We start from the raw sequence: 13,417 nt of genomic DNA, 5'->3' as shown, positions 1-13,417 counted from the left end.
CCAATTATAAAAAATTCCCACGAGGTCTTACGATGGATATCGTTCTCCAGCAGTTGGTAAACGGTCTTACCCTTGGTTCCGTTTACGGGCTAATTGCAATCGGTTATACCATGGTATACGGCATTATCGGCATGATTAACTTTGCCCATGGTGATGTTTACATGGTTTCCGCTTATATCACTGCTATTGCAATTGCTCTTCTTACATTTTTCGGTATCGAATCTTTTCCAATCATCATTGTAGGCACGTTATTCTTAACTGTTGCTGTGACAGGTGCTTATGGTTGGGTTATTGAACGTATTGCGTACCGTCCTTTACGAAACTCTAGTCGCTTATCTGTTCTGATCTCGGCGATTGGTATGTCTCTTATTTTGCAAAACTATGTACAGCTTAGTCAGGGGGCCAACCAACAAGGTGTGCCAACTCTTTTGACTGGTGCTATCCGCTTTACCGTGGGTGATGGTTTTGTACAAATTACTTATATGAAGTTACTCATTTTACTTATCTCTCTTCTTGGGATGGGTGTTCTGACTTATGTTATTCAAAAAACAAAGTTGGGTCGTATGTGTCGTGCAACACAGCAAGACCGAAAAATGGCCTCAATTTTAGGAATAGACACAGATAAAGTTATTTCTACTGTTTTTGTTATTGGCGCCATGATGGCGGCCCTAGCGGGTGTGCTTATTACACTCGATTATGGTGCATTTGATTTCTATGTTGGTTTTATCATTGGTATCAAAGCATTCACTGCAGCAGTATTGGGTGGCATTGGTTCTTTGCCGGGTGCTATGTTGGGTGGATTGATTCTTGGTTTATCTGAAGCCTTGTTTGCTGGGTTAATTAGCTCTGACTATAAAGATGTTTTCTCATTCTCTTTGTTAGTGCTCATTTTAATTATTCGCCCAAGTGGCCTTCTCGGCAAACCTGAAGTGGAGAAAGTATAAATGAGCCAAACGACAGGAATAGATTTTAAGAAAAGTAGTATTGATGCTTTAGTAGCTGGTTTTTTGGCTCTCATCTTATTTGGCCCTATTGTTGGGGTGTTACTTGATGGTTATGGCTTTAATGCTGAATTTGGTCGAGTGGCTTGGATGGTCGCGATTGTTGTTGTTGGTCGATTTGTTATGTCCTGCTTTTTTCAGACCGAAAAAGGCGTGGCAATGTCGTTCAAATATGCCAATCATGATGAAGGCGCAAAGGTTCTTTCTCCTGATCATAAATCGAAAATGATATGGATTATTCCATTGGTCATTGTGGTTGGTCTTTTAGTACCTTTCATTGCTTCTAAATACGTTCTTACTGTAGTTATTTTAGGTTTGATATACGTACTATTGGGTCTTGGGCTCAATATCGTTGTGGGCTTGGCTGGTCTTTTAGATTTGGGTTTCGTAGGCTTTTATGCCATAGGGGCTTATGGCTTAGCATTAGGTTATGAGAATTTAGGTCTGGGTTTCTGGTCTATGTTACCGATAGCTGCCATTCTAGCGGCTTTTGCAGGCGCTATTTTAGGTTTCCCTGTATTGCGAATGCACGGCGATTATTTAGCCATTGTGACATTAGGCTTCGGTGAAATCATTCGTTTGATTCTAACCAATTGGGCTTCTTTTACTCATGGTCCTAACGGCGTTTCTGCACCATTACCAACCTTGTTTGGTTTGGAGTTTAAGCGACGATCCAGGGATGGCGAGACTTTCCACGAATTCTTCAACTTACCGTATGATTCCGCTTATAAATATATGTTTATTTATTTAGTACTATTTGCGGTGGTATGGGCTGTCCTTTTCATTAAGCATCGTTTGGTAAAAATGCCGATTGGCCGTGCTTGGGAAGCTTTGCGTGAAGATGAAATAGCTTGTCGTTCACTTGGATTGAACCATGTGTTAGTTAAGCTTTCTGCCTTTATGTTGGGTGCTTCAACTGGTGGTTTAGCTGGTGTGTTTTTTGCGACATATCAAGGTTTTGTTAACCCATCCTCTTTTACCTTCTTTGAATCGGCTTTGATCTTGGCCATTGTGGTGCTTGGTGGTATGGGGTCGACCCTCGGGGTTGTGATAGCTGCCTTTTGTTTAACCGTACTGCCTGAAGTATTAAGAGAGTTCGCAGAATATCGTGTATTGATGTTTGGTATTTTGATGGTTGTGATGATGATTTGGAAACCTCGCGGTATTGTTCGTGTAACGCGAACAGGTTTCACAGCGAGAAAAGGGGTCGTGAAATGAGCCAAGAACATATTTTAAAAGTTGAAAACTTGGTAATGCATTTTGGTGGTATTAAAGCCCTGAATGATGTGACCTTTGATATAAAACGCGGTTCGGTATCGGCTTTAATTGGGCCGAATGGTGCAGGTAAAACGACGGTATTTAACTGTCTTACTGGTTTTTATAAAGCGACTGGCGGAAAAATTATGCTGTCTGCTGCAGGGAAAGAAACCAGTATTATTAAAGTACTTGGTGAACCTTTCCAATTAACCGATTTCTTTTCTCCGTTAGCATTTATAAATCGGCTTAAATACAAAATGTTTGGTGGCTCACATTTGGTAAACCGTGCTGGTTTGTCACGAACTTTCCAAAACATTCGTTTGTTTAAAGAAATGTCTGTTGTTGAGAATCTATTAGTTGCTCAACATATGCGAGTTAACCGCAGTATGATTGCAGGTATCTTGAATACTAAGGCATATCAAAGAGCGGAAGAAGAAGCATTGGAGCGTGTTTTCTATTGGTTGGGCGTTGTAGATCTTGAGGACTCTGCGAACCGTTTAGCTGGTGAGCTTTCCTACGGCCAGCAGCGTCGTTTAGAAATTGCTCGTGCAATGTGTACCAATCCAGAGATTGTTTGTCTGGATGAGCCTGCGGCAGGTTTGAACCCTTCAGAAACCGAAGCTCTGACTAAGATGATTCGTGTATTACGTGATGAACATAACACCACTGTTTTGTTGATAGAGCATGACATGGGCATGGTGATGGATATCTCTGACTATATCGTCGTATTGGATCATGGCGAGGTAATTGCTGAGGGTGGTCCTGAAGATATTAAAAGTAATCCGAAAGTGGTTGCTGCTTATCTTGGTGCGGAAGAAGGTGAGGAGGTAACACTATGACTACTTTGATGGAATTTAAAGACGTAGACGTTCATTACGGGCCAATTCAAGCATTGAAAAAAGTGTCATTGTCGATCAATGAAGGTGAAATTGTTACCTTAATTGGTGCAAATGGCGCAGGTAAATCAACCCTGTTGATGTCTATTTTTGGGCAACCACGCATTTCTTCTGGGCAGATTATTTATCGCGGTGAAGATATCTCACAAAAGTCGGCTCACTATGTTGCCTCGAATGGGCTTGCTCAATCGCCGGAAGGGCGGCGTATTTTTCCTAGTATGTCTGTGGAAGAAAATTTACTGATGGGGACCATTCCTATTGGTATGGAGCATGCTGAAGAAGATATGCAAAGAATGTTTGAGCTTTTCCCGCGCTTATTGGAGCGTCGTAATCAAAGAGCTTCCACTATGTCTGGTGGTGAGCAACAAATGCTTGCGATTGCACGAGCTTTGATGAGTCGTCCAAAATTGCTTTTATTGGATGAGCCTAGTTTGGGTCTTGCTCCGATTATTGTTAAACAAATCTTCCAGATTCTTAAAGATGTTGCTAGCACTGGAATGACAATCTTCCTTGTTGAGCAAAATGCGAACCATGCTTTGAAGCTAGCAGATCGTGGCTATGTAATGGTGAATGGTGAGATTCGTATGACAGGAACCGGTGATGAGCTATTGGTTAACCCTGAAGTGCGTGAAGCCTATTTGGGTGGTCATTAGTCTAGAGAGTTGTTAGGGCTGAAGCTTTTTTATTGAAAGTATATAAAGCGATATCTTGTTTATACACAGAACGAGATATCGTTTTTTTTATTTATGTGAATAAGTCTGGGGGTTCTACACAGGTAAATAATAAAGACAGAGCATTACAAAAATGAGCTGCTAACTTAAAGTATCGGCTCTGAATTTAATTATTAGGCCCTGAAGAGTGTATCAGTAAGAATATCTCGAACTTGTGAAGGTTGAGATGCTTGCCCTAAAGGGGCGTCATAAATGGCATCGATCTTATCGCCGAAGTAAGTGTCCACTTCATCGATACTTAATGCTGGTGAAAGACCAGCGGGGTTTGCTGATGTTGACACAATTACGCCTTTAAAGGCCTTGCAAAGACGTTGTACGGGAGCATGTTGTGATAGGCGTATTGCTACGCTTTTGTGGTCACCTCTGACCCAGCTTGGGGTAATTTGAGTATCAGGTATAACCCATGAAGTGGGTATTTTATTTTCACTGATAAGACGCTGTGAAGCATTATCATCCAGTGATGCCAGCCAAGGTTCTAATTCTTCTTTCTCGCCTGCAACAAGAATAAGTCCTTTGTATTCAGGGCGTGATTTGAGCGCTAAAATTCGCCTTACAGCTTTTTCATTGTAAGGGTCGCAGCCTAATCCCCAAACGGCTTCTGTTGGATAAGCAATAACACCACCTTGTTGTAGAATATGGGCAAGATCTGATTCGGAAGTAATAAGACGCATAGGAAATGTTTAGCTGCTACTAGAAAAATAAAAGGAAATGGATTGTAACGAGATTTGAGAAGTGGGGCTAGTAGATGATATTGGCTGAATGAATCATTCAGCCAATATGAAGAAATACTTTATGCACAACAATAATTAAATTAATAAAAATAAGTTAATAATAGTGTGTTTATTTCATTGAATTGATTTTTTCTTTGATCTCAGCAATCTTACTGTTGACCACTTTTTCTAAGTGTTCAAGTTCTTTTACTAAATCATCTTTTGATGCTTTCGTTTCATTCTGTTTACCAACAATTTGTTCAAGCTCTTCCATTGCTCGTAAAACAATAAGAGAAGGTTCTTGCACTTGTCGATAAGTTTGTTGACCACCGTCAGCAAGTACGGTTTTTGTTGCACGGCCAAATTTGAACTTTTTACTTTTAGGGAGTAAAGAGCCCTTTTCGCGGCGGTAATAAATTTTCAATACATCATGACCGTTTTCATAACGTAACGTAAATTTTTCAATGTCCTGTATGCTTGTGATACCCATGGACTGAAGTGTTGGATGCATAACTGTTTTCCCGTTTATTAATAATGAATTAATAGACTTCAATTAGTAGGGGATTGCTGCCCTAAATGCAAGCCAAAAGTAAGAGAAAGTTGAGATAGTGCAGTTAAGTAATAAATAGACTTACCTGCACTGTATTTTCTACTTGCTAAGATTAATCTTCATCTTGCTCAGCGTGATCGATATTTAACTCTTTGATTTTACGAGTTAATGTATTTCGGCCCCAACCTAACAAAAGAGATGCGTCCCGACGACGACCACCAGTGTGTGCCAGCGCTGTTTCTATCATTATGCGTTCAAACTTAGGAACGGCTTGATCAAGTATGCCTTTTTGACCCGATGCTAGTGTGCTGTCTACCCAATTTTTCAGAGCTTCTTCCCAGGATGCAAAAGGCTGCTCATGGGGAACCGCCGCGAGTAATTCAGGTGGTAAATCTTCTACCAATACTTCACGGCCAGATGCCATGACGATCAACCATCGACAGGTATTCTCTAATTGGCGAACATTACCAGGCCACTCAAGTTGAGTGAGGTAATTTTCAGTTTCTTTCGTCAAAATTTTCGGTTCAACGGCAAGTTCATCCGCCGCCCGACTTAAGAAGTGACGAGCCAATTTTGGAATGTCTTCGCGACGTTCTGCCAATTTAGGTAAGTGAATACGGATTACGTTTAGACGGTGAAATAAATCTTCACGGAAAGAGCCCTTTTGAACCAAATTTTCTAAGTTCTGGTGAGTCGCTGCAATGATGCGAACATCTACTTTTACCGCTGTATGCCCGCCAACTCGATAAAACTCACCGTCGGCTAATACGCGCAATAGACGGGTTTGAGTTTCCGCCGGCATGTCGCCAATTTCATCTAAGAAAAGTGTTCCGCCATTAGCTTGCTCAAAGCGTCCTCGGCGTTGAGTGTTGGCGCCAGTGAAGGCGCCTTTTTCATGGCCAAATAATTCAGACTCAATTAAATCATGGGGAATGGCCGCCATGTTTAAAGCAATAAAAGGGTTGGCGGCGCGAGGGCTATGGGTATGCAATGCTTGTGCAACAAGCTCTTTACCTGTGCCTGATTCGCCATTAATCAATACAGTAATGTTTGAATTGGCAAGTCGACCAATCGCGCGAAAAACCTCCTGCATTGCTGGTGCTTCACCGATAATTTCTTTGTCTACTTCTGGCTCAGTGGTTTCTTCCACCATATCTTCGGTGCTTGGTCGAGCGTTTTTATGGTGCAGCATAGCTCGCTTAACTAGGTTGACGGCTTCTTCCACATCAAATGGCTTAGGCAAATATTCAAAAGCGCCGCCTTGATATGATGCCACCGCACTTTCTAAATCGGAATGTGCTGTCATGATAATAACAGGCAAATAAGGGTGATCTGTTTGTAGCTTTTCTAATAGCTCTAAACCATCCATACCTGGCATGCGAATGTCGCTGATAATGGCACTCGGTTGCTCTTTATCAAGCATGCTCACGAGGTTTTCAGCAGAATCAAACAAACGACATTGAATGCCTTCTTGTTCTAGAGTTTTTTCTAATACCCAGCGAATAGATCTATCGTCGTCTACAATCCATACCGTTTCTTCTGGTGTCATGAGTGTTTCTCCTGTTCTTGGACTGTCGTCTCAATGGGGATTAATATGTTGAATTCGGTTTTTTTAGGGTAGCTATTACACTCAATAATTCCGTGATGTTGGTGTATGACGGATTGAGCGATGGATAGCCCTAAGCCTGTTCCATCTGCACGACCACTTACCATAGGGTAGAAGAGTGTTTTCAAAAGTGCATCAGGGATACCTGGTCCATTATCAATAATGCTGATTTTGCAAACTAGGCGATGCCTTTTTGAACCTATGGTAAATTGTCGTAATGTGCGAGTGACCATACGTATGGTTTTATTTTTGTTGCTCTCGTCTTCTATAAGAGCCTGCATCGCATTTCTAGTGATATTGAGCAATGCTTGTATGAGCTGAGATTCGTCACCAATTAAATCTGGAATACTTGGGTCATAATCTCGAACTAATTTAATTTGGTTGTCAGTTTCTACTGAAATAAGCTGTCTTACGCGTTCGATTACTTTATGTATGTTTAATGGTTTAATTTTCGGAAGCTGTCTGGGCCCTAATAGACGATCTACTAAGTCACGTAGGCGATCGGATTCTTCGATGATGACTTGAGTGTAGTCATTCAGTGCTTCGTCAGTAAAAGCACGACTAATTAACTGTGCAGCACCACGAATTCCGCCTAATGGGTTTTTAATTTCATGGGCCAGACCTCGTACCAATTCTTTACTTGATTCATGATTGGCTATTATCTCGTCTTCTTGCGAGATACGTTTCATTCGATCACGTGGGTACAATTCTATAATGATGCTTTCTGTATCATTGGACATACCCATAACCGGTGTAACGGTATAGTCACAAAAAAGTTTTTTACCATTACTGCGTTCAATTTCAGCCTCTCGTTTTGTAAACGGATGACCTGATTCAATTGCTGAATATAGAGCTTGGATGCTGTCTTCGTTTTCACGAAAAGCGGCACCCAGATCATTGCCATAAATTCGACGGCGACTGACCGCAAGTAACATTTCAGCGGCTGGGTTTAAATATTCAATTTCAAGCTTCTCATTCAATTGAAGAACAGCGGTTGATAAGTGGTCGATTAATAAGCTATACACTGCATGCTCCTCTCTGATGACCCTGCTTTTATTGTTTCGTATTTTGATGGTTGCAAAAAGCGAACCAACATTGGGCACAATGAAATGGTTTGTTTACTAAGGTTTTTAGTGTAAATAAAAAACCTCACGCACAATTATAGTGCATCATTTCGCGATCGTTTTTTTTAGTGCAAAAAAAGCCCCGATCAATTTCGGGGCTTTCGATTTCATTTAGCGATTTAAATATTAAACGCTGTAGTAAAGTTCGAATTCAAGTGGTGTTGTTGTCATTGCAACACGCTGAGCTTCACCTGCTTTAAGTTCGATGTAAGCATCGATCATGTCATCAGAGAATACGCCACCTTGAGTTAAGAATGCACGATCTTCGTCTAGACACTTAAGGGCTTCTTCAAGGCTAGCGGCAACTTGTGGAATTGCAGCAGCTTCTTCAGCAGGAAGGTCATACAAATCTTTATCTGCAGCATCGCCAGGGTGAATCTTGTTTTTGATACCATCAAGGCCGGCCATTAACATAGCTGCGAAAGCTAGGTATGGGTTAGCGGTTGGATCAGGGAAACGAGCTTCAATACGCTTACCTTTAGGGCTAGCTACGTATGGAATACGAATAGAAGCAGAACGGTTACGAGCTGAATAAGCTAGCATAACTGGTGCTTCAAAACCTGGAACAAGACGCTTGTAAGAGTTAGTTGATGCGTTTGTGAAAGCATTCAACGCCTTAGCGTGCTTGATGATACCACCGATGTAGTAAAGTGCCATTTCAGATAGGCCCGCATACTGATCACCAGCGAATTGGTTTTCACCGTTTTTCCAGAAAGATTGGTGTACATGCATACCAGAACCGTTATCACCAACGATTGGTTTAGGCATGAATGTCGCTGTTTTGCCGTAAGCATGAGCAACGTTATGTACACAATACTTAAGGATTTGAACTTCATCTGCTTTTTTAACTAGCGTGTTAAATTTAGCGCCGATTTCGTTTTGGCCTGCTGTTGCAACTTCATGGTGATGCACTTCAATTACTAAGCCCATCGTTTCCATTGCACCACACATCGCGCCACGAAGATCGTGATGAGAGTCTACTGGTGGAACTGGAAAGTAACCGCCTTTAACGAAAGGACGGTGGCCCATGTTGCCGCCTTCAATTTTCTTGTTAGAAGACCAAGCTGCTTCTTCTGCATTGATTTCTACAGAGCTGCCAGACATGTCTGTTTTCCAGCGAACATCATCAAAGATGAAGAATTCAGGCTCTGGACCAAAGAATGCAGTATCGCCAAGACCTGTTGATTTAAGAAACTCTTCTGCGCGTAAAGCAACAGAGCGTGGGTCACGATCATAGCCTTGCATAGTAGAAGGTTCGATGATGTTACAACGAACAATGATTGTCGCTTCTTCAGTAAAAGGATCGATGATTGCGGTATCGTCCTGTGGCATCATGATCATGTCTGATTCATTAATGCCTTTCCAGCCAGCGATTGATGAACCATCAAACATCTGACCAGTTTCAAAAAATTCTTCGTCTACCGTAATAGCTGGAATAGATACGTGTTGTTCTTTACCTTTAAAATCAGTAAAGCGAAGGTCAACCCACTTCGCGTCATGCTCAGCAATCAAGGCAAGGGTCTTGTTTGACATAGTTGTTCTCCAGTCGTAGTTAAAGCGAAAATATATTTTCGTTTGAGGCGCTTCAATATAAAGCGCAGTTTCAGAAAGATAAAGCATAACTTGTGCCAGAATTTTGTGCGGAGCAATAAAGTGTTAAATAACAGTAAGATAGGTTTTTTGTTTTAAAATATGCACTTAATAGTTGCTTCTAAGTTAGCAGTAAAAAACACAAATGCACCTTTTGTGTGCGTTTGGTGTTTATTTTGTTCTTTTTTGGTGCGAATTTAGCGTTTTCGTATCTAGCGCCTTTTCTTTATACTATGCGCCTTTTTCCAACCTCCGGTATGTATTGCAACCTCTATGAAATTTATCGTTAAGTTTTTTGCAGAAATCACAATTAAAAGTCGCCCAGTCAGAAAAGCCTTTATTAAACAGCTTAGACATAACATTAAACTGGTTTTGAAAAAGTATGATGTTGATGTCACCGTTGCGGGTAATTGGGATTTTATTGAAATACTTTCTGAACGGGATGATTTGCGAGAAGACTTTACCGAGGCGTTATCCAATATAGCAGGTATTGCTCACTTTCAGTTCGTACGGGAATTTCCTCTTGTTGATCTTGACGATATCGTTGAGCAAGCTATTACCTCTTATGGTGATGCTATAAAAGATGCAGTGTTTGCTGTACGCGTTAAGCGTGTTGGACATCATGATTTTACGTCTGTTGAAGCAGAGCGACATATAGGTGGTTGTCTTAAAGCTCGATGTGGTGCTTTGGCTGTTCGATTAAAAAATCCAGAAGTGCTCGTTCCTATCGACATTCGAGATAGTCGTGTATGGATGATCGAACAGCGTGTAGAAGGATTAGGTGGTTATCCGCTAGGTTCACAAGATCCTGTTTTGTCACTGATGTCGGGTGGCTATGATTCGACAGTTAGTTCTTATTTAACTATGAGTCGCGGATTAAAAACGCATTTTTGTTTTTTTAATCTAGGTGGCGATGCTCACGAAATAGGTGTGAAGCAAGTTTCTCATTATATTTGGGAAAAATATGGTTCTGCACTGAATGTAAAATTCATCACTGTGCCTTTTGAAGCGGTTGTTGGTGAGATTCTAACGAAAGTGGATAATGCCGAAATGGGCGTTATTTTAAAACGTATGATGTTGCGAGCGGCTTCTCAGCTTATGGGCGAAGTCGGAGCAAAGGCCTTGGTAACAGGTGAAAGTGTTGCTCAGGTATCAAGCCAAACGCTAATTAACTTAAAAGTCATTGATCAAGTCACTGAAGAGTTAGTGATTCGACCTTTGATCACGACGAACAAACAAGAAATTATTGATAAAGCCATTGATATTGGTACCGCACCTTTTGCTGCAAGTATGCCAGAGTTCTGTGGTGTTATTTCGGTGAAGCCAACAACACGAGCAAAAATGCACCGTGTTGAGAAGCAAGAATCTAATTTCGACTTCGAAGTGTTAGAAACTGCCATTGCTAACGCGAATATCATGTCGATCCAAAATGTCATGGATGATGTTGCTAAACAATATCAAGGTGAAGTGCCGGTGGTTCGTATGCCCGTTGGGGATGAAATCATTATTGACATCCGTCATCCAGATGAAGCGAGTAATCGTCCTCTTAAAGTGAGTGGGCGCCCTGTTAAGGTTATTCCTTTCTTTGCTCTAGAAACCACTTGGTCTGAACTGGATCCAAAAACTATGCACCTTCTTTATTGTGGTAAAGGTGTGATGAGTCGAATGCATGCTTCCTACTTGCTGGGTAAGGGGTATGAGAATATAGGTATTTATTTACCTTAATAAGAAATTAAAAACAGTCGTATTTCTGTAGTAAATGAATGCTACTGTTTTGAAGTGAGTGTTATTTATTACTCGGTTGATCTATTTTTGTGGTTTTTTTTACTCACTTTAATGGGATAATTATCAATATAAGAGTACAATTGCGCCAATTTTACCCCGCACCAAGATCCGAGACGCTTGAAGAGCATACCCGCCCGAGTCAAGCGGCGGTATATCTTTTTGCTCAAATCAAATGCAGAGAATTATAAATGTCTAATGATATTAGTAAGTTACGCAATATTGCCATCATTGCGCACGTTGACCATGGTAAAACTACCCTAGTCGACAAGCTATTAAGCCAGTCTGGCACGTTAGATCGTAAAGATGAAGGTTCTGAACGAATCATGGATTCTAACGATCAAGAAAAAGAACGTGGTATTACCATATTGGCGAAAAATACGTCAATTAAATGGAATGATTACCGCATCAACATCGTAGACACACCTGGACACGCCGATTTCGGTGGTGAAGTGGAACGTGTACTTTCTATGGTTGATTGCGTATGTCTATTGGTTGATGCGGTTGACGGTCCTATGCCGCAAACACGTTTCGTAACCTCTAAAGCATTTGAGCAAGGTTTGCGTCCTATTGTTGTTATCAACAAAGTTGACCGTCCTGGCGCTCGTCCTGATTGGGTTATGGATCAAGTATTTGATCTTTTTGATAACCTTGGTGCAACGGAAGAACAATTAGACTTCCCAGTTATTTATGCTTCTGCAATTAATGGTCAAGCTGGTACTGATCCAGATAACCTAGCAGATGACATGACACCTCTTTACCAAATGATCGTTGATAGCGTACCTGTACCTGACGTTGATCCAGAAGGTACCTTCCAAATGCAGGTTTCTGCATTGGATTACGATAGCTACGTTGGCGTTATCGGTGTTGGCCGTATCACACGTGGTAGCTTGTCTCCTAACCAGCAAGTGATCGTAAAATCAGCGGATGGCAAAGAGCGTAAAGGTAAAGTATTAAACGTTAAGGGCTACCATGGTCTAGCACGTGTTGATACTGATAAAGCCACAGCTGGTGATATCGTTTGTATCAATGGTATTGACGGTTTAAGTATCTCTGATACCTTGTGTGATCCTACTTGTGTTGAAGCACTTCCAGCATTGTCTGTTGATGAACCAACAGTAAGCATGACGTTCATCGTTAATGACTCTCCGTTTGCTGGTAAAGAAGGTAAATTTGTTACAACTCGTAACATTAAAGACCGTCTTGACCAAGAGCTTATTCACAACGTAGCACTTCGTGTGCGTCAAGGTGATACGCCTGATAAATTCATCGTTTCTGGTCGTGGTGAGCTTCACCTTTCAGTATTGATCGAAACAATGCGTCGTGAAGGCTTCGAAATGGGTGTATCTCGTCCTGAAGTAGTTACTAAAGAAATTGACGGCGTAAAATGTGAACCATTTGAAATGGTAGTAATTGATGTTGAAGATCAGCATCAAGGCTCTATCATGGAAGAAATTGGCTTACGTAAAGGTGAGCTAACCAATATGGAGCCAGATGGCAAAGGTCGTACTCGTCTTGAGTTCATGATGCCATCACGTGGTTTGATCGGTTTCCGTGGTTTGTTCCTAACGTTGACATCTGGTTCTGGTATTTTGACAAGTGTTTTCGATCACTATGGTCCAGTAAAAGATGGTGAAGTTCAAAGCCGTAAAAACGGCGTATTAGTCAGCATGTTGACTGGTAAAACAGCCGCTTACTCTTTGTTTAACTTGCAGAGCCGTGGACGTATGTTCCTCGGTCACGCAGTTGAAGTTTACGAAGGTCAAATTATCGGTATTCACTCACGTGACAACGATTTGGCAGTTAACCCTGTTAAAGGTAAGCAGCTTACTAACGTACGTGCATCTGGTACAGATGAAGCTTTGACGCTGACGCCACCTATTCGTCAAACTTTAGAACAAGCGCTTGAGTTCATCGAAGATGATGAATTGGTAGAAGTAACGCCAGAAAGCATTCGTGTTCGTAAGAAGTTCCTTACTGAAAACGAACGTAAGCGTAACGGTCGTAAATAAATGAAGTAGTTCAATAAAACGATTCAACAGGATCGCTTTATAAAGAGCAGCAGCAAATGAGTTCATGTAAATGAATTCAGGAGCGACAGAAGCGCCTTCGGGCGCTTTTGTTTTTTCTGGTGTTTGATAAAGTGCATACAGAAATACAGACTTAACTA

11 protein-coding genes are annotated in these 13,417 nt (G+C 41.3%); 6 read left to right on the top strand and 5 right to left on the bottom strand.

The window, feature by feature from the left end; genetic code table 11:
• The first annotated feature begins 32 nt into the window (after positions 1-32).
• Genes AC0L3Y_RS03580 through AC0L3Y_RS03565 form a run of 4 tightly spaced genes read left to right on the top strand, consistent with a single transcriptional unit; the run spans position 33 to position 3,807 of the window.
• A complete protein-coding gene (locus AC0L3Y_RS03580; RefSeq protein ID WP_473468866.1) occupies positions 33-944 on the top strand; it encodes an ABC transporter permease subunit in 912 nt (303 codons plus the stop codon).
• Positions 945-2,219 (top strand): high-affinity branched-chain amino acid ABC transporter permease LivM, encoded by a 1,275-nt coding sequence (gene livM, locus AC0L3Y_RS03575; RefSeq protein WP_473468863.1) that lies wholly within the window; start codon positions 945-947, stop codon positions 2,217-2,219.
• Positions 2,216-3,097: an ABC transporter ATP-binding protein gene (locus AC0L3Y_RS03570; protein WP_473468860.1), complete on the top strand. Its 882-nt coding sequence runs from the start codon at positions 2,216-2,218 to the stop codon at positions 3,095-3,097. Before livM ends, AC0L3Y_RS03570 begins: the two co-directional genes overlap by 4 nt.
• The gene (locus tag AC0L3Y_RS03565) at positions 3,094-3,807 is read left to right on the top strand and encodes an ABC transporter ATP-binding protein (RefSeq protein WP_473468858.1); all 714 of its coding nucleotides are present in this window, start codon (positions 3,094-3,096) and stop codon (positions 3,805-3,807) included. The genes AC0L3Y_RS03570 and AC0L3Y_RS03565 overlap by 4 nt, the downstream gene beginning before the upstream one ends.
• 191 nt (positions 3,808-3,998) lie before the next feature.
• Here the strand turns inward: AC0L3Y_RS03565 and tsaC are convergent, their stop codons facing one another.
• The 5 genes from tsaC to glnA all read right to left on the bottom strand — a co-directional run bounded on the left by tsaC (position 3,999) and on the right by glnA (position 9,408).
• A complete protein-coding gene (gene tsaC / locus AC0L3Y_RS03560) occupies positions 3,999-4,556 on the bottom strand; it encodes an L-threonylcarbamoyladenylate synthase type 1 TsaC (RefSeq protein ID WP_473468855.1) in 558 nt (185 codons plus the stop codon).
• Between the two features lie 169 nt (positions 4,557-4,725).
• Positions 4,726-5,106: a DUF3461 family protein gene (locus AC0L3Y_RS03555; RefSeq protein WP_473468852.1), complete on the bottom strand. Its 381-nt coding sequence runs from the start codon at positions 5,104-5,106 to the stop codon at positions 4,726-4,728.
• 151 nt (positions 5,107-5,257) lie between these two features.
• On the bottom strand, positions 5,258-6,694 hold the full coding sequence (gene ntrC / locus AC0L3Y_RS03550; protein ID WP_473468850.1) for a nitrogen regulation protein NR(I): 1,437 nt from the start codon (positions 6,692-6,694) through the stop codon (positions 5,258-5,260).
• Positions 6,691-7,776: a nitrogen regulation protein NR(II) gene (gene glnL, locus AC0L3Y_RS03545; RefSeq protein WP_473468847.1), complete on the bottom strand. Its 1,086-nt coding sequence runs from the start codon at positions 7,774-7,776 to the stop codon at positions 6,691-6,693. Before glnL ends, ntrC begins: the two co-directional genes overlap by 4 nt.
• Positions 7,777-8,001: 225 nt before the next feature.
• Positions 8,002-9,408 (bottom strand): glutamate--ammonia ligase, encoded by a 1,407-nt coding sequence (glnA, locus tag AC0L3Y_RS03540; RefSeq protein WP_473468841.1) that lies wholly within the window; start codon positions 9,406-9,408, stop codon positions 8,002-8,004.
• 330 nt (positions 9,409-9,738) lie between these two features.
• On the opposite strand from glnA, the gene thiI reads away from it, so the two are divergent.
• Positions 9,739-11,190 carry a tRNA uracil 4-sulfurtransferase ThiI gene (thiI, locus tag AC0L3Y_RS03535; protein ID WP_473468837.1) on the top strand — a complete coding sequence of 484 codons (1,452 nt, stop codon included), beginning with the start codon at positions 9,739-9,741 and terminating at the stop codon, positions 11,188-11,190.
• A 248-nt stretch (positions 11,191-11,438) separates the two neighbouring features.
• Positions 11,439-13,259, top strand: a complete 1,821-nt coding sequence (gene typA, locus AC0L3Y_RS03530; RefSeq protein ID WP_473468834.1) for a translational GTPase TypA — start codon at positions 11,439-11,441, stop codon at positions 13,257-13,259.
• Positions 13,260-13,417: the final 158 nt, after the last annotated feature.

The organism is Marinomonas sp. GJ51-14 (assembly GCF_055808695.1).
The sequence above is the reverse complement of the archived record's forward strand: the minus strand, read 5'-3'. Positions and strand labels throughout refer to the sequence as shown.